Raw genomic sequence first — 17514 nt, 5'->3', positions numbered from 1 at the left:
AACCCGAAACGCTTATGATAGCGGGTTAACAGGAGAAGGACGAGATGGTTTATGCCATCAGGCTGTGCACGGCGAGGTTAATCGCACCGCCGCCGACAATCAGCCAGATGAAGAGCACCAGCGCCATCAGCAGCGGCTTTGCACCGGCTTTTTTCAGCGCGCTGACGTGCGTGGTCACCCCCAGCGCCGCCATCGCCATCGCCAGCAGCACCGTATCCAGCGTCACCAGCATCTCCACTACCGCTTTTGGCAGCAGGTGGAAGGAGTTAAAGATAGCGACCACGATGAACAGGATCGCAAACCACGGAATGGTGATTTTGCTCTTCTCGCTGCCGCCAGCCGGTGCCAGCTGTTTAACACGGGCCGCGAGGATAATCAGGAACGGGGCCAGCATCATCACGCGCAGCATTTTGGCAATGACCGCCGCGTTTTCCGCTTCCGGGTTAATGGCGTGACCTGCCGCCACCACCTGCGCCACTTCGTGCATGGTTGAGCCAATATAGATGCCGTAGGTTTCCGGGCTAAACCAGTGCGCCACCAGCGGGTACATGGCTGGATACAGGAAGATCGCCAGCGTACCGAAGATAACCACCGTCGCGACCGCCACCGTCACTTTACTGGCTTCGGCCTTAACGACCGGCTCCGTCGCCAGCACTGCCGCCGCGCCGCAGATGCTGCTGCCTGCGCCGATTAACCAGCTGGTTTGCTTATCCAGGCCAAACACTTTCTGACCGATAAAGCACGCCAGTAAAAAGGTGCTGGTCAGCGTCAGGACGTCAATGGCAATCCCGCTGACGCCCACGTCGGCAATCTGCGAAAAGGTGAGACGGAAGCCGTAAAGGATAATCCCGAGACGTAATAAATGCTGCTTGGCGAAAATTACCCCGCCGTCGCAGGATTTCCAGATGTGGGGGTAAACGGTGTTTCCTACCACCATGCCGAGCAAAATGGCCAGCGTTAACGCGCTGAACCCTGCACCGGCCACTGCCGGAATACTGCCGCCCCATAAGGCCACGCCGGTGACGACGGCGCTGAGCGCAAGGCCGGGCACGAAGTGCCACACTGTACGATGATGTTGTAAGGTGATTTCTGACATAACCTTCTCCTTTGTCTGGCTAAAGGTTACGGCGCGCTGGCTTAAAAATAAAATTGATTATATATTTATAATCAATCTTTATAAGTGGTAAGCAACCATGCACATTACATTGCGTCAGCTGGAAGTGTTTGCCGAGGTGCTGAAAAGCGGCTCGACGACCCAGGCGTCACAAATGCTGGCGCTCTCGCAGTCTGCCGTCAGCGCGGCGTTGACCGATCTCGAAGGCCAGCTGGGCGTCCAGCTGTTTGACAGGGTAGGGAAGCGACTGGTGGTCAACGAACATGGCCGCCTGCTTTACCCGCGCGCGCTGGCGCTGCTGGAGCAGGCTATTGAAATTGAGCAGCTGTTCCGCGAGGACAACGGCGCGATCCGCGTATTTGCCAGCAGCACCATCGGCAACTACATCCTGCCGGAAGTGATTGCCCGCTACCGCCGGGATTTCCCGACCCTGCCGCTGGAGATGAGCGTGGGTAACAGCCAGGACGTGATCAACGCGGTGATTGATTTCCGCGTGGATATCGGACTTATCGAAGGTCCTTGCCACAACGTCGATATCATTGCCGAGCCCTGGCTGGAGGATGAGCTGGTGGTGTTTGCGTCTCCGGCCTCGTCGTTATTGCAGGGCGAGGTGACGCTGGAGCGGCTGGCGCAGGCACAATGGATCCTCCGCGAGCAGGGTTCCGGCACGCGCGAGATTGTCGACTACCTGCTGCTGTCGCATCTGCCGCATTTCCAGCTGGGAATGGAGCTGGGAAACTCAGAGGCGATTAAGCACGCGGTGCGTCATGGCCTGGGCATTAGCTGTCTTTCCCGGCGGGTGATTGCCGAACAGCTGGAGACCGGATCGCTGGTGGAAATCCCCGTTCCGCTGCCAAAACTGGTGCGCACGCTGTGGTGCATCCACCATCGTCAGAAACACCTGTCCAGTTCGCTGCAGCGTTTTCTGCGCTACTGCGAGATGTAAAAGCGCCCCTCACCCCAAAGGGGAGAGGGAAAAATAATGCGTTACTTATAATCCTGGACGCGTCATGAAGCTCTCTTATAACAGGGTATTTCTGCCGGAAGGAACGCAGATCGTCTGCTACAATCGCGCCTCATTTATTAAATGGACAGCATTTTCACATGGTTTCAGAAACTAAAACCACAGAAGCGCCCACGCTACGTCGTGAACTCAAGGCGCGTCACCTGACGATGATCGCCATTGGCGGCTCTATCGGTACAGGTCTTTTCGTTGCCTCTGGCGCAACGATTTCGGCAGCCGGCCCGGGTGGGGCATTATTCTCTTATATCCTGATTGGCCTGATGGTTTATTTCCTGATGACCAGCCTGGGCGAACTGGCGGCATACATGCCGGTGTCAGGTTCGTTTTCGACCTACGGACAAAAATACGTTGAGGAAGGCTTCGGCTTCGCGCTGGGCTGGAATTACTGGTACAACTGGGCCGTCACCATCGCCGTGGACCTCGTCGCCGCGCAGCTGGTGATGACCTGGTGGTTCCCGGACACGCCGGGCTGGATCTGGAGCGCCCTGTTCCTCGCCGTCATCTTCCTGCTGAACTACATCTCCGTGCGCGGCTTTGGCGAAGCGGAATACTGGTTCTCTTTGATCAAAGTGGCAACCGTCATCATCTTTATCGTCGTCGGCGTGGCGATGATCGTGGGTATTTTCAAAGGGGCTGAACCTGCGGGCTGGAGTAACTGGACCATCGGCGACGCGCCGTTTGCCGGGGGCTTCTCGGCGATGATTGGCGTGGCGATGATTGTCGGCTTCTCCTTCCAGGGCACGGAGCTGATTGGTATCGCGGCCGGTGAATCCGAAAACCCGGAGAAGAACATTCCGCGCGCGGTGCGTCAGGTGTTCTGGCGTATCCTGCTGTTCTACGTGTTCGCTATTTTGATTATCAGCCTGATCATTCCGTATACCGATCCAAGCCTGCTGCGTAACGACGTGAAAGACATCAGCGTCAGCCCGTTCACCCTGGTCTTCCAGCACGCGGGACTGCTCTCAGCGGCGGCGGTAATGAATGCGGTGATCCTGACGGCGGTGCTGTCGGCGGGTAACTCCGGCATGTACGCCTCCACCCGTATGCTTTATACCCTGGCCTGCGACGGCAAAGCGCCGCGCATTTTCTCGAAACTGTCCCGCGGCGGCGTACCGCGCAACGCGCTGTATGCCACCACGGTGATTGCCGGCCTGTGCTTCCTGACCTCCATGTTCGGCAACCAGACGGTGTACCTGTGGCTGCTTAACACCTCCGGGATGACGGGCTTTATCGCCTGGCTGGGCATTGCCATCAGCCACTACCGTTTCCGTCGCGGCTACGTCATGCAGGGTCATGACCTGAATAACCTGCCGTACCGTTCAGGGTTCTTCCCGCTGGGGCCGATTTTCGCCTTCGTTCTGTGCCTGATCATTACTCTGGGTCAGAACTATGAGGCCTTCCTTGCGGACACCATTGACTGGGGTGCCGTCACGGCGACCTATATTGGTATTCCGCTGTTCCTGATCATCTGGTTTGGCTACAAACTGACGAAAGGAACCCGCTTCGTTCGCTACAGTGAAATGGATTTCCCGGAACGATTTAAACAATAACCGCGCTTCCTCTCTTTCAGCCCGCTCACTCGAGCGGGCTTTTTTATGGGCAGATCAGAAGCTGTAGGTCATGCCAACCGTATAGCGACGCCCGTCCAGCACGGTGTCATACGTGTCGTAGTCAATCTGCTTATCCAGCACGTTATACACACCGGCGGTAACCAGCAGGTTTTTGTTCGCGTTGTAGCGCAGACCGACATCAACCTGAGTGTAGGACGGTGTGCCCTGGGACATTGACGTGCGGCTCAGGTACTCAGACGTTTTACCGCGAAGGTTCAGACGGCTCCAGAAACCTACGTCGGGCGTCGCCTGCCAGTCCAGGGTAGTGTTGAACATGTGCTTCGGCATCTTGTTCAGCGGCTTGCCTGAGAACTGACCGCTCTTCTGCTCAGATTCGGTATAGGTATAGTTTGCGGTCCAGTTTACATCGCGCGAGATTTTCCAGCCGAAGGAGGACTCCACGCCGCGCATGTTGGCTTTGTCCACGTTAACGCGGTCGCTCACGAAATCATAGCTGTGATCGCCAATCGTACAGGCGGGATCGGCGCTGCTGTTACAGCGGCGAACTTCCGTAATCTTGTCCTTGAAGTCGGTATTAAACAGCGTCACGCCGGCATTCAGGTTATCGTTGTTATCCCAGAGCAGGGCGAGCTCTTCGCTCAGGCTCTTCTCTGGTTTCAGATCCGGGTTGCCAACGATGATACCGTCAAGACGGCCGCCACCCGTTACCTGGCCCCAACTGGCAGACGACTGCCGCAGATCCGGCGCACGATAGCCAGCCGAAACCCCGCCTTTCAACGTCCAGTGATCGGCCAGGTGCCATACGCCGTAACCGCGCGGCGTCCAGTTCGTCCCGTAGTTTTGGTCTTTGTCCATACGCAGGCCGCCGGTCAACGTAAAACTTTCCGTCATTGACCATTCATCTTCGGCAAACAGGGCCCAGCTCCAGCGCGTCAGTTTATTCAGACCGTCCGCCGCTTCCAGCTGATTGCCCTTGTCGCGCAGTTTCTCATACCGATACTGTCCGCCGAGGGTCAATGTATGATCGCCGAGGAAAATCTGGTTCTGGTTGTTGAAGGTGGTGTTATAGGAGCGCATTTCGCGACCTGGATTATTGGTCTCTTCCTGCTGGATATAGCTGGTGGTATTGAAGTCGTCGTAATACCCGCTGTGGGTTAACGAGTAGGTCGTGTGCTCATAGCGCGAGTCGCTTTTGGTATTTGGCGTACAGGTTGTTCCCCGGCAGGTTTCAGCCGCTTTCGACATCCCTGGCGTGCTGTTTCTGTCCTGAAGCTCGCGAGCAAAGTCGAGGTCGAAATCGTTCTTCTCGTCCGGCGTGAAGTTCAGGGTAATACCACCGTTACGCATTTTCTGCTCGTTATACCCGTTAACGATTTTATCTTCGGCGCGGCGTGACAACAGCCCCGTCACTTTTGCGCCAAGCAGACCGTCAATCAGAGGACCAGAAGCGTAGGCGTTGGTCTGGAAGATATCGCCGGAATCATGGTTTTCCTGGAAGGTTGCATCGCCGTGCAACGAACCGGTCCAGGCTTTAGTGTTTGAGACTTTTTTGGTAATGACGTTGATGACGCCACCCATCGCATCGGAGCCGTAAAGTGAGGACATCGGGCCGCGGATAACCTCAATGCGCTCAATGGACTCCAGCGGCGGCAGCCAGCCTTGTTCTATACCCGAGTTGTCGCTGTTTGGGCGGGTGCTACGCGTACTGACGCGTTTGCCGTTCACGAGGAACAAGGTGTACTGAGATGCCATGCCGCGAATGCTGATATCACTGCTACTCCCGCCGCCGGTGACGACCACGCCCGGGACGTCTCTTAGGGCATCGGTAACATCACGGTAGGCTTTATCTTCAATCTGCTGTTTCGAAATAACAGAGATGGAGGCGGGGGCATTCTGGATCTTTTGTTCAAAACCCGTCGCGGTGACGACAACGGTGTCCTGATCGGCTGCGTGAACGAGAGGGGTGAATGTGGCAGCGCCAACGGCGACGGCCAGGAGCTTAATGCGGGGTATTGTCATTTGTACATTCCGTATAAAAATGAATAAAACTCCATCGGGATAACCCTGAGAACTGTATGATTTTGTCTTTTAAGAACTCTTTAAGATGGAGAAGAGCCTGGAATTGTACAAAAGAATGAATAATTGTAAACACAAATGATAATTGAAATCATTTGTGTTTGAGGAGAGTGAAAGGAAACCAGCCTGGATTCAAGCGGATAGAACTATGTAAATGAGGGGGAGGGGAAAGGCCCGGTATGCAGGAGGCTACCGGGCAAAAAGGCTGAACTTACCTGAACAGATGTTCCGCATGGAAGCGGAGATGATCTTCAATAAAGGACGCCATAAAGTAATAGCTGTGGTCATACCCGGGCTGAATGCGCAGCGTCAGCGGCCAGTCCTTCTGGCGCGCCGCTTCAGCCAGAACCGCAGGCTGTAACTGTCCGGCGAGGAACTGATCCGCATCACCCTGGTCGATAAGCATCGGAATCGCATCTTCCGTCCGGCTTGCCAGCATCAGCGCGCAGCTGTCCCATTCCTGCCATTTCTCTTCATCTTTACCCAGATAGTTTGTGAAAGCTTTTTGTCCCCACGGCACCTGCGTTGGGTTCACAATCGGCGCGAACGCAGAGACGCTGGTGTATTTCCCCGGGTTTTTCAGCGCCATGATTAACGCCCCGTGCCCGCCCATGGAATGCCCGCTGATGGCGCAGCGGTCGCTCACCGTAAATTCGGCCTTAATCAGCGCAGGCAGCTCGTCGCGAATGTAGTCATACATGCGGTAATGGCTCGCCCACGGCTGCTCGGTGGCGTTGAGATAAAATCCGGCACCTTTGCCCAGGTCGTACCCGGCATCGTCCGCCACATCATCGCCGCGCGGGCTGGTGTCGGGCATCACCAGCGCAATGCCCAGCTCGGCCGCAATACGCTGCGCGCCCGCTTTGGTAGTGAAGTTTTCGTCATTACACGTCAGGCCTGAAAGCCAGAACAGAACCGGCGGGTTTTCCGTCGGGGGCAGGAAAATGCTGAACGTCATGGCGCAGTTCAGCGTGGTGGAGTCGTGCCGCCAGCGCTGCTGTCGACCTTCAAAACAACGGTGCTCTTCGAGCAGTTCCATGCAGGGCTCCTTAATGAGAATAGCTATTCATTAGAGCCATAATACAGCGTTTTCATTTACCTGTGAGCAACTTTCACTTTCGCGGAGCGGCGAGATGCTGCATCATAAATTTACTTTTCTTTAACAATTGGAGCTGTCATGGCGCTGCGTATTGCGCTTAGTGGGTTTGTCGTTCTGGTGGTGGCGATGGGGATAGGGCGCTTCGCCTTTACGCCTCAGGTGCCGCTGATGATTGCCGCCGGGCAACTCACGCTCACCAGCGCAGGTCTGGTGGCGGCGATGAATTATCTGGGCTATCTGGTGGGCGCGTGGGATGCCATGCGGGCGCACCGCTTTGTTGAAACGCGACTCTGGCTTGGCATCACCGGTGCGGTTGCGCTGACTCTGCTCTCCGCCGCCGCGGATAACGCCGTTGTGCACGGTCTGCTGCGCTTTGTGATTGGCTGCATGAGCGGCTGGTCAATGGTGCTGATTGCCGCCTGGAGCAACGAGCGGCTGGGGCAGCTGGGTAAACCGGGGCTCAGTGCCGCCGTGTTTGCCGGTCCTGGCGCGGGCATCGCCCTGAGCGGCCTGCTCGCGGTCTATATTCAGGCTAAATCCCTTTCGGCCGGTGCGGCATGGCAAATCTACGGCGTGCTGGCGCTGGTATTGGTCGCGCTGGTGGCGCGCTATTTGCCGCGTTCCGGACAGCTTCATCGACCCGGCAGCGCGCCAGAGCCGCTGGTGCTGACGACGGATCTCAAGCGCCTGGTCTGGAGCTACAGCCTGGCGGGATTTGGCTATATCCTTCCGGCGACCTTTCTTTCGCAAATGGCGGCGGTGCGTTTTCCCGGCAGCCTGTTTGCCCAGTTTGTCTGGCCGATTTTTGGTGCCGCGGCCGTGGTGGGGATTGCGCTCAGCATTCTTTTGCGCCACACCTCAACGGCTAACCGCAGGCTGGCGATAGTGCTGTGGTTACAGGGGGCGGGCGTGCTGGCGGCCTGGCTGCTGCCGGGCATTGGCGGTTTGCTGACGGGCGGGCTGCTGGTGGGCGGCGGGTTCCTTTGCGCGGTGCAGCTCTCTCTTTTATACGGCCGCGAGCTGGCGCCACACCACACGCGCTATATGGCGGGGCTGCTCACCACCGGGTATGCCATCGGGCAATTGGTGGGGCCGGTGACCTCGGCGTTATCAACCTGGCTAACCCACCGGCTGGAGCCTGCGCTGGGGCTGGCTGGCGTTGCGCTGTTTGTCGCGGGTGCCCTGGTCTGGAATCGCCACGCTGAAAGGCAACAGCAATTGCAATAATTATCGTCGTGAATACTGGATTATGTGCGTCGCCTCACGCACAATGAGCGCATACTTTTGCCACAACGAGGGCGAAAGACGCCACACCTGCAGGAGAACAAAATGTCATCACTCAGTAAAGAAGCTGCCCTGGTCCACGAAGCCCTGCTCGCGCGCGGTCTTGAAACGCCACTGCGTCCGCCCGTTCAGGATATGGACAATGAAACCCGTAAAAGTCTGATTTCCGGGCATATGACCGAGATCATGCAACTGCTGAATCTCGATCTGAGCGATGACAGCCTGATGGAGACGCCCAAGCGTATCGCGAAAATGTACGTTGACGAAATTTTCTCCGGACTGGATTACGCCAACTTCCCGAAAATTACCGTCATCGAAAACAAGATGAAGGTGGATGAGATGGTGACGGTACGAGATATCACCCTGACCAGCACCTGCGAGCACCATTTCGTGACCATCGACGGTAAAGCGACCGTGGCGTATATCCCGAAAGACACGGTGATTGGCCTGTCGAAGATCAACCGTATTGTGCAGTTCTTCGCACAGCGCCCTCAGGTGCAGGAGCGTCTGACGCAGCAGATCCTGATCGCGCTGCAAACGCTGCTGGGTACCAATAACGTGGCGGTCTCTATTGATGCGGTGCACTACTGCGTGAAAGCGCGCGGCGTGCGTGATGCGACCAGTGCGACCACCACCACCTCGCTGGGCGGCCTGTTTAAATCGAGCCAGAACACCCGCCAGGAGTTCCTGCGCGCCGTGCGTCACCACAACTAATCAAACAGGGCAGGGACCATGGAGCGAAACGTCACGCTCGATTTTGTTCGCGGCGTCGCCATTCTGGGTATCCTGCTGCTGAATATCAGCGCCTTCGGTCTGCCGAAGGCCGCTTACCTCAATCCCGCCTGGTACGGCGACATCACCCGCAGTGATGCCTGGACGTGGGCGATCCTCGACCTGTTTGCTCAGGTTAAATTCCTCACGCTATTTGCACTGCTGTTTGGCGCGGGCCTGCAGCTTCTGCTCAAACGCGGCACGCGCTGGATCCAGTCGCGCTTAACGCTGCTGGCAATTCTCGGCTTTATCCACGGCCTGTTCTTCTGGGACGGTGATATTCTTCTCGCTTATGGGTTAGTCGGGCTAATCTGCTGGCGGCTGATTCGCGACGCGCACAGCGTGAAAAGCCTGTTTAACACCGGCGTGATGCTCTATCTCATGGGGCTCGGCGTCCTGCTTTTGCTGGGGCTGATCTCCGGTGACGCGACAAACCGTTCCTGGATCCCGGACGCCGCTAACCTCCAGTACGAGCAGTACTGGAAGCTGAAGGGCGGTACGGAAGCGATAAGCAACCGTGCGGATATGCTGGGCGACAATCTGCTTGCCCTGGGGGCGCAATACGGCTGGCAGCTGGCGGGCATGATGCTGATGGGCGCGTCACTGATGCGCACCGGCTGGCTGAAAGGGGAATTCAGCCTGCGTCACTACCGCCGCACCGGCGCGGGGCTGGTCCTGCTGGGCGTGCTGATTAACCTTCCGGCGGTGATGGCGCAGTGGCACCTTCACTGGGATTACCGCTGGTGCGCGTTCCTGCTGCAGGCGCCGCGTGAATTGAGCTCGCCGTTCCAGACCATCGGCTATGCGGCGCTGATCTATGGTTTCTGGCCGCAGCTTTCTCGCCTGTGGATCGTCAGCGCCGTAGCCTGCGTTGGGCGGATGGCGTTAAGCAATTACCTCCTGCAGACGCTGATCTGCACCACGCTTTTCTATCGCTTTGGCCTGTTTATGAAATTCGACCGCCTCGGACTACTGGCGTTTGTTATTCCGGTCTGGATAGTAAACCTGGCGTTTTCTGTCATCTGGCTGCGTTATTTCCGCCAGGGACCGCTGGAGTGGGTGTGGCGTCAGTTAACCGCACATGCTTCGGGGGTATCATTGAGTAATACATCCAGATAACGATCTGGATCACAATCATTAACAAAACGGATGTAAGCGTTTTCATGAGTGTGAGCTTCTTCACGTAGTCCCCTTTCTCTCGCTGCCAAAATAGCCACCTTGCTAAACACAGGGGGTGTCTGTGAGTTGCTGCAATTCTTTGAAGGATGGTGAATATGATCACCATTCGTGACGTCGCCCGTCTGGCGGGCGTTTCTGTGGCTACCGTCTCCCGCGTGCTGAACAACAGCGCGCTGGTCAGCCCTGAAACCCGTGAAACCGTAATGAAAGCCGTGACTCAACTCGGGTACCGGCCAAATGCCAACGCGCAGGCGCTGGCAACACAGGTCAGCGATACCATCGGCGTGGTGGTAATGGATGTCTCGGACGCCTTTTTCGGTGCGCTGGTGAAAGCGGTCGATGTGGTCGCCCAGCAGCATCAGAAATACGTGCTGATTGGCAACAGCTATCACGAGGCGGAAAAGGAGCGTTATGCCATTGAAGTGCTGATCCGCCAGCGCTGCAACGCCCTGATTGTTCACTCAAAAGCCTTAAGCGATGAAGAGCTGGTCGGGTTTATGGAGCAGATCCCGGGCATGGTGTTAATCAACCGCATCGTCCCGGGCTATGCCCACCGCTGTGTCGGGCTGGATAACGTCAGCGGCGCCATGATGGCCACCAAAATGCTCATCAATAACGGCCATCAGCGGATCGGCTATCTGGCCTCCAGCCATCACATTGAAGATGACGAGCTGCGGCGTGAGGGGTGGCAAAACGCCCTGAAAGAGCACGGTATTACGCCATCAGAAAGCTGGATTGGCACCGGCACGCCGGATATGCAGGGCGGTGAGGCGGCAATGGTGGAACTGCTGGGCCGCAATCTGCAGCTTTCTGCCGTGTTTGCCTATAACGACAGCATGGCGGCAGGTGCGCTGACTGCGCTGAAGGATAACGGCATTGCGGTGCCACAGCATTTGTCATTGATTGGTTTCGATGATATTCCGATTGCCCGTTACACCGACCCGCAGCTGACTACGGTGCGCTATCCCATTGCTTCTATGGCAAAACTGGCGACCGAGCTGGCGCTACAGGGAGCGGCAGGGCTGCTGGATCCGGGGGCAACTCACTGCTTCATGCCGACGCTGGTGCGTCGTCATTCCGTCGCCGCCCGGCAAATTGTGGTTCCGATCACTAACTGATTACACCAGGTGATGTAACCGTTTTCAATCTGTGAGTAAATTCACAGTATCTTAACAAGGCGCTGACTATGATGTCAGCGTTTTAGGGGCTGAAACGCTATGTAACGGTGATTATTCGCTTTCACTATAGCCAATGTGCCGCAAACAACGAATAAAACGCATTTCTGGAGCGTTACCGACCACGGAAGATAGAAATTTTATAAGTGAACGTCGGCTGTCAGTAACGTTTTATTAACACCTGCCTGCCGATCGTTATTCACAAGAACTACCCTGCATAAAAAAACCGGAGATACCATGAATAAGAAGGTGTTGACCCTGTCTGCTGTAATGGCAAGCATGCTTTTTGGTGCAGCAGCGCACGCTGCGGATACCCGTATTGGTGTGACCATCTATAAATACGACGACAACTTCATGTCTGTTGTGCGTAAAGCAATTGAGAAAGATGCGAAAGCAGCGCCAGACGTACAGCTGCTGATGAATGACTCCCAGAACGACCAGTCCAAACAGAACGATCAGATCGACGTTCTGCTGGCTAAAGGCGTTAAGGCCCTGGCGATCAACCTGGTTGACCCGGCTGCAGCAGGCACGGTTATTGAGAAAGCGCGCGGCCAGAACGTGCCAATCGTCTTCTTCAACAAAGAACCTTCCCGTAAAGCGCTGGACAGCTATGACAAAGCGTATTACGTCGGTACTGACTCTAAAGAGTCCGGCATTATTCAGGGCGATCTGATCGCGAAGCACTGGGCGGCGAACCCGAACTGGGACCTGAACAAAGACGGTCAGATCCAGTTCGTGCTGCTGAAAGGCGAGCCTGGCCACCCGGATGCTGAAGCGCGTACCACCTATGTTATCAAAGAGCTGAACGACAAGGGCCTGAAAACCCAGCAGCTGGCGTTAGATACCGCGATGTGGGACACCGCTCAGGCGAAAGATAAGATGGACGCGTGGCTGTCTGGCCCGAACGCGAACAAAATCGAAGTGGTCATTGCCAACAACGATGCGATGGCAATGGGCGCGGTTGAAGCGCTGAAAGCTCACAATAAATCGTCCATCCCGGTATTTGGCGTGGATGCCCTGCCGGAAGCGCTGGCGCTGGTTAAATCTGGCGCGATGGCCGGTACCGTTCTGAACGATGCCAACAACCAGGCGAAAGCGACCTTCGATCTGGCGAAAAACCTCGCCGACGGAAAAGGCGCGGCGGATGGCACCAACTGGAAAATTGACAACAAAATCGTTCGCGTGCCTTACGTGGGCGTAGACCAGTCCAACCTGGCTGAGTTTATCGGTAAATAAGATCTTTGTTTTGTCTTCACTGGGCGCAATTCGTTGCGCCCTTTTATAACGCGATATGCGAGGCCAACAAGGTATAATTATGGTCAGCACAACTACTCAGTCGTCCGGTGAATACTTGTTGGAAATGACAGGCGTCAACAAGTCCTTCCCCGGTGTTAAGGCACTCGATAATGTTAATTTAAAAGTCCGTCCTCACTCTATTCATGCATTAATGGGGGAGAACGGTGCGGGTAAATCAACGTTATTAAAATGTCTTTTTGGGATCTATCAAAAAGATTCTGGCAGCATTCTTTTTCAGGGGAAAGAGATCGATTTCCATTCAGCGAAAGAAGCGCTGGAAAACGGTATCTCGATGGTTCACCAGGAATTAAACCTGGTACTGCAACGCTCGGTAATGGATAACATGTGGTTGGGACGTTACCCAACTAAAGGTGTGTTTGTCGATCAGGATAAAATGTATCGCGACACCAAAGCGATTTTCGATGAGCTGGATATTGATATCGATCCTCGCGCCCGCGTGGGGACATTATCCGTTTCCCAGATGCAGATGATCGAAATTGCCAAAGCGTTCTCCTATGATGCGAAAATCGTCATCATGGATGAACCTACCTCGTCATTAACGGAAAAAGAGGTTAATCACCTTTTTACCATTATTCGTAAGCTGAAAGAACGCGGCTGCGGCATTGTGTACATCTCGCACAAAATGGAAGAGATCTTCCAGCTGTGCGATGAAATTACCATCCTGCGCGACGGCCAGTGGATTGCCACGCAGCCGCTTGAAGGGCTGGACATGGACAAGATCATCGCCATGATGGTCGGCCGTTCCCTGAACCAGCGCTTCCCGGACAAAGAGAACAAGCCAGGTGAAGTAATCCTGGAAGTGCGCAATCTGACCTCGCTGCGCCAGCCGTCCATCCGCGATGTTTCTTTCGACCTTCACAAAGGCGAAATTCTTGGCATTGCTGGCCTGGTAGGGGCAAAGCGTACCGACATCGTGGAAACCCTGTTTGGCATCCGCGAGAAGGCCGACGGCACCATCACGCTGCACGGGAAGAAAATTAACAACCATAATGCCAACGAAGCCATTAATAACGGTTTTGCGCTGGTGACGGAAGAACGTCGTTCGACCGGTATTTATGCTTATCTGGATATTAACTTTAACTCGTTAATCTCTAATATTCGCAATTACAAAAACAAAGTCGGGCTGCTGGATAACTCCCGCATGAAGAGCGATACCCAGTGGGTAATTGACTCCATGCGCGTGAAAACGCCAGGCCACCGTACCCAAATTGGTTCGCTTTCCGGTGGTAACCAGCAAAAAGTTATTATTGGCCGTTGGTTATTAACCCAGCCAGAAATTCTGATGCTGGATGAACCGACCCGCGGTATTGACGTCGGCGCGAAGTTTGAAATTTATCAGCTGATTGCCGAGCTGGCGAAAAAGAATAAAGGGATCATTATTATTTCTTCCGAAATGCCGGAACTGTTAGGGATCACGGACCGTATTCTGGTTATGAGCAATGGTCTCGTTGCCGGTATTGTTGACACCAAAACGACAACGCAAAACGAAATTTTGCGTCTTGCGTCTTTGCACCTTTAAGATCAGGGGCTCCTCATGAGTGCGTTAAATAAAAAAAGTTTTCTCACTTACCTGAAAGAAGGCGGTATTTACGTTGTTCTTTTAGTCCTGCTGGCCATTATTATTTTCCAGGACCCTACGTTCTTAAGCCTGCTGAACCTGAGTAATATTCTGACCCAGTCCTCCGTGCGTATCATCATTGCGCTTGGCGTGGCGGGCCTTATCGTCACCCAGGGGACGGACCTTTCTGCCGGTCGTCAGGTCGGCCTGGCGGCGGTTATTGCGGCAACCCTGCTGCAGTCGATGGAAAACGCCAACAAGGTATTCCCGGAGATGGCGACTATGCCGATTTTCGTGGTGATCCTGATTGTCTGCGCCATCGGGGCGGTGATTGGCCTGATCAACGGTATTATCATTGCTTACCTGAACGTGACGCCATTTATCACTACGCTGGGTACGATGATCATCGTTTACGGTATCAACTCCCTGTACTACGACTTTGTGGGCGCGTCGCCGATTTCGGGCTTTGACAGCGGCTTCTCCACCTTCACGCAGGGGTTTATCGCGCTGGGCAGCTTCCGCCTGTCGTACATTACCTTCTATGCGCTGATTGCGGTGGCGTTCGTCTGGATCCTGTGGAACAAAACGCGCTTCGGTAAAAACATCTTCGCTATCGGTGGTAACCCGGAAGCGGCGAAAGTGTCCGGGGTAAACGTTGCCCTGAACCTGCTGATGATTTACGCGCTGTCCGGTGTGTTCTACGCCTTCGGCGGGATGCTGGAAGCAGGCCGTATCGGCTCCGCAACGAACAACCTTGGCTTCATGTACGAGCTGGATGCGATTGCGGCCTGCGTGGTCGGCGGCGTCTCCTTCAGCGGCGGGGTGGGTACCGTGCTCGGCGTGGTCACCGGTGTGATCATCTTTACCGTCATCAACTACGGGTTGACCTACATCGGCGTGAACCCGTACTGGCAGTACATCATCAAGGGCGCCATCATTATCTTCGCGGTGGCGCTGGATTCACTGAAGTACGCCCGTAAGAAGTAATCGTCACTCGCGATACCCGGCCCGCTCACCGAGCGGGCTTTTTTATGGCCTATGCCAGATGGGACTCTTCTTGCGTCACAATGCGCTCAAACCACTCGAGTTCAGAAAGCTTGCAGGCGACCCACTGTTCGGAAAAGGCGTCGCCCAGGCTGTCGGTGAGATACTGACAGCGGGCGAAGGCCTCAATTGCCTCCTGCTGGAACAGCGGGAGTTCCGGTTGGTCCTGCTGTGGTTCCGGGAGTTCCCCCTCGTCGATATGTTCCAGTCCGTACAGCATGCCGGTCAGGATTGTGGCCGCCACCAGATACGGATTCGCATCGGCTCCGGCCAGTCGGTACTCGATACGACGGTTGCTCTCTTCCGAGCAGGGAATGCGCAGGGCAGCGGAGCGGGTGTTATAGCCCCATGAGTTAAAGACGGGTTCCGTCAGGTTTTTTCGCAGGCGACGAAACGCGTTGACCCCCGGCGCAAGAATGGCGACGGAGGCGGGCATCAGCGCCAGCTGGCCCGCGATGCACAAGCGCATCATGCTGCTCAGTGCGTTCACCGGCGAGGCAAAAACGTTCTCGCCACGGCTGTTGTTCAGGCTGAAATGGATGTGCAAACCGCTGCCGGAGAGCTGGCTGAAGGGCTTAGCCATAAAGTTAGCCTGAAGACCGTGCTTTTCAGCGACATAGCGGGTCAGGCGGCGCAGGGCCAGCACGTTATCACAGACCTCTACGACGCGCTGGCTGTGCTTCAGGTTTAATTCGTACTGTCCGGACTCGGCTTCCGCTACCACCCCTGACAGCGGAATGCGCTGAAGGTGCGCCAGCTGTTCCAGCTCGTCAAAAAGCGCCGCGTGCGCCGACGAGGTGTCCATGTGAAAACAGCCCTGATTTTGCGGATCGCGCTCGCCCTGTCCCGTCAGGTAAAACTCGATTTCCGGGGCAATGACCGGGAAAAGGCCGTGCTGGTGGAAGCGGGCCACGACGTTCTGCAGTATCGCGCGTGGCTCAAGAGGGCAGGGGTTACCGTCGCTGTCCTTCATCGTCAACAGGATCTGCGCGGTATGCTCCGGATCCTGCGGACAGGGACGCAGAGAACCGGCGACCGGGACGCACAGCCGGTCGGGTTCATCATAAAGCGGGGCGGCGATTTTTCCCTTCTGATCCATGGAGTAGACGGAAAGCGGAAAATAACAGCCTTTTTCCAGACTCAGCATGCTCTCCACCGTGAGGCGCTTGCCGCGCATCGTGCCGTTGATATCGTTCAGGTAAACGTCAACGTGTTTCGTCTGCGGGTAGCGTTCCAGATAGTCGGCCACTTCCACGGCAATATTGTGCTGCAGGGCGTCAATTTTTTCATCCAGCCAGAGACCAGAATTAAGTGCACCGGGGAGTGATAAACCGGGGAAATTAAAATACGGGCGAAGACTTTTGAGGAAAAACGCATTCATTATCGAGTTCATAGTCATTCTTCAATGAAGCCGTAGCGGCAGTGAACTCAGGTTAAAAGAGCTGGCGTAAAGGGGGGATAAAAAGCGTCAGTGCCGGCGTAAAGAAAGTATAAAGGCAGGCCTACTTTTTCTCTTTTTTCTGCATATCCAGCAGCTGCTCCGGCGTCACCGCCGGGTAACCCTGCGCGTCTTCCGGCACTTCGTGCATCGCCGGAATGGGCACCAGAGGGCCTAAAAAGCGCGGTTCGCGTTTGAAGATATACAGATCGGCCAGGGCGCCAAAGCGGGCACCAAACTCGCGGACGCGCACGCTCAGCATATCTTTCGGCGACGGCACCGCGTAGCACTGGGCCTGAATGCCCATGTGCAGGGCGATAAACAGCGCGCGCTCGCAGTGGAAGCGCTGGGTGATGATGATGAAGTCGTTGGTATCGAAGACTTTGCGCGTGCGCACGATGGAGTCCAGGGTGCGGAACCCGGCGTAGTCGAGCACGATATCGGCAGGGTCCACGCCTGCGGCAATCAAATCCTTCCGCATCGTCACCGGCTCGTTATAGCTTTGCAGCGCGTTATCGCCGCTCAGCAGCAGGTAGTTTACCTTGCCGCTGTTGTAGGCGTTCAGCGCGCCCTGAATACGGTAGCGGTAATACTGGTTGATCACCCCTGTGCGGTAATACTTGGCGGTGCCGAGCACCACGCCCACCTGACGATAGGGCAGGTCCTGCAGGTCATCAAAGATATAGGGGGCCGTTTTCCAGCTCATCCAGCGGTCGAGACCCAGCACGATAAACAGCAGTATGCCGACCAGGACAGACAGGCTGTAAAAAACGCGCTTTAACATGAAGATGGCTCGTTCGTGGATGAAATTTAACTCAGGCTACTTTACCCGCCTGGTTAGCGCAAGAAACAGCGACTCAACTG

At 55.6% G+C, this 17514-nt stretch carries 14 protein-coding genes; 9 read left to right on the top strand and 5 right to left on the bottom strand.

What is annotated here, in order from left to right; translation table 11 throughout:
* Positions 1-49: 49 nt before the first annotated feature.
* Entirely contained in the window at positions 50-1096 is a 1047-nt protein-coding gene (locus tag OKF39_RS16130) for a YeiH family protein (protein ID WP_126345344.1), read from the bottom strand.
* Positions 1097-1193: 97 nt separating this feature from the next.
* Here OKF39_RS16130 and yieE point away from each other — a divergent pair, with 97 nt between their 5' ends.
* Both yieE and OKF39_RS16120 read left to right on the top strand, forming a co-directional pair.
* Positions 1194-2060, top strand: coding sequence for a DNA-binding transcriptional regulator YeiE (gene yieE, locus OKF39_RS16125; protein ID WP_045629869.1), 867 nt, complete (start codon positions 1194-1196; stop codon positions 2058-2060).
* 158 nt (positions 2061-2218) lie between these two features.
* A complete protein-coding gene (locus OKF39_RS16120; RefSeq protein ID WP_028013865.1) occupies positions 2219-3688 on the top strand; it encodes an amino acid permease in 1470 nt (489 codons plus the stop codon).
* A gap of 54 nt (positions 3689-3742) precedes the next feature.
* Here OKF39_RS16120 and OKF39_RS16115 read toward each other — a convergent pair whose 3' ends face one another.
* Both OKF39_RS16115 and fghA read right to left on the bottom strand, forming a co-directional pair.
* Positions 3743-5728, bottom strand: a complete 1986-nt coding sequence (locus tag OKF39_RS16115) for a ligand-gated channel protein (RefSeq protein WP_088204792.1) — start codon at positions 5726-5728, stop codon at positions 3743-3745.
* A 268-nt stretch (positions 5729-5996) separates the two neighbouring features.
* Complete coding sequence (gene fghA, locus OKF39_RS16110; protein WP_088204793.1) at positions 5997-6824, bottom strand: S-formylglutathione hydrolase; 828 nt, start codon at positions 6822-6824, stop codon at positions 5997-5999.
* A 138-nt stretch (positions 6825-6962) separates the two neighbouring features.
* Here fghA and OKF39_RS16105 point away from each other — a divergent pair, with 138 nt between their 5' ends.
* From OKF39_RS16105 to mglC, 7 genes are all read left to right on the top strand, one after another.
* The gene (locus OKF39_RS16105; protein WP_193358811.1) at positions 6963-8111 is read left to right on the top strand and encodes a YbfB/YjiJ family MFS transporter; all 1149 of its coding nucleotides are present in this window, start codon (positions 6963-6965) and stop codon (positions 8109-8111) included.
* A gap of 102 nt (positions 8112-8213) precedes the next feature.
* Positions 8214-8882: a GTP cyclohydrolase I FolE gene (gene folE, locus OKF39_RS16100; RefSeq protein ID WP_023330924.1), complete on the top strand. Its 669-nt coding sequence runs from the start codon at positions 8214-8216 to the stop codon at positions 8880-8882.
* 18 nt (positions 8883-8900) lie between these two features.
* Complete coding sequence (gene yeiB, locus OKF39_RS16095) at positions 8901-10058, top strand: DUF418 domain-containing protein YeiB (protein WP_047367961.1); 1158 nt, start codon at positions 8901-8903, stop codon at positions 10056-10058.
* 155 nt (positions 10059-10213) lie between these two features.
* Positions 10214-11236, top strand: coding sequence for an HTH-type transcriptional regulator GalS (gene galS / locus OKF39_RS16090; RefSeq protein WP_048960194.1), 1023 nt, complete (start codon positions 10214-10216; stop codon positions 11234-11236).
* A gap of 294 nt (positions 11237-11530) precedes the next feature.
* Complete coding sequence (gene mglB / locus OKF39_RS16085; protein WP_008500923.1) at positions 11531-12529, top strand: galactose/glucose ABC transporter substrate-binding protein MglB; 999 nt, start codon at positions 11531-11533, stop codon at positions 12527-12529.
* Between the two features lie 79 nt (positions 12530-12608).
* Positions 12609-14129: a galactose/methyl galactoside ABC transporter ATP-binding protein MglA gene (gene mglA, locus OKF39_RS16080; RefSeq protein ID WP_028013859.1), complete on the top strand. Its 1521-nt coding sequence runs from the start codon at positions 12609-12611 to the stop codon at positions 14127-14129.
* 15 nt (positions 14130-14144) lie between these two features.
* The gene (gene mglC, locus OKF39_RS16075; protein ID WP_013097952.1) at positions 14145-15155 is read left to right on the top strand and encodes a galactose/methyl galactoside ABC transporter permease MglC; all 1011 of its coding nucleotides are present in this window, start codon (positions 14145-14147) and stop codon (positions 15153-15155) included.
* A gap of 49 nt (positions 15156-15204) precedes the next feature.
* Here the strand turns inward: mglC and OKF39_RS16070 are convergent, their stop codons facing one another.
* Positions 15205-16593 (bottom strand): glutamine synthetase family protein, encoded by a 1389-nt coding sequence (locus tag OKF39_RS16070; RefSeq protein ID WP_193541992.1) that lies wholly within the window; start codon positions 16591-16593, stop codon positions 15205-15207.
* Positions 16594-16714: 121 nt separating this feature from the next.
* Complete coding sequence (gene sanA / locus OKF39_RS16065; RefSeq protein ID WP_028013857.1) at positions 16715-17434, bottom strand: outer membrane permeability protein SanA; 720 nt, start codon at positions 17432-17434, stop codon at positions 16715-16717.
* Positions 17435-17514: the final 80 nt, after the last annotated feature.

The sequence above is a fragment of the Enterobacter cloacae complex sp. HYC042_NIDB genome (genome assembly GCF_056673315.1).
The sequence above is the reverse complement of the archived record's forward strand: the minus strand, read 5'-3'. Positions and strand labels throughout refer to the sequence as shown.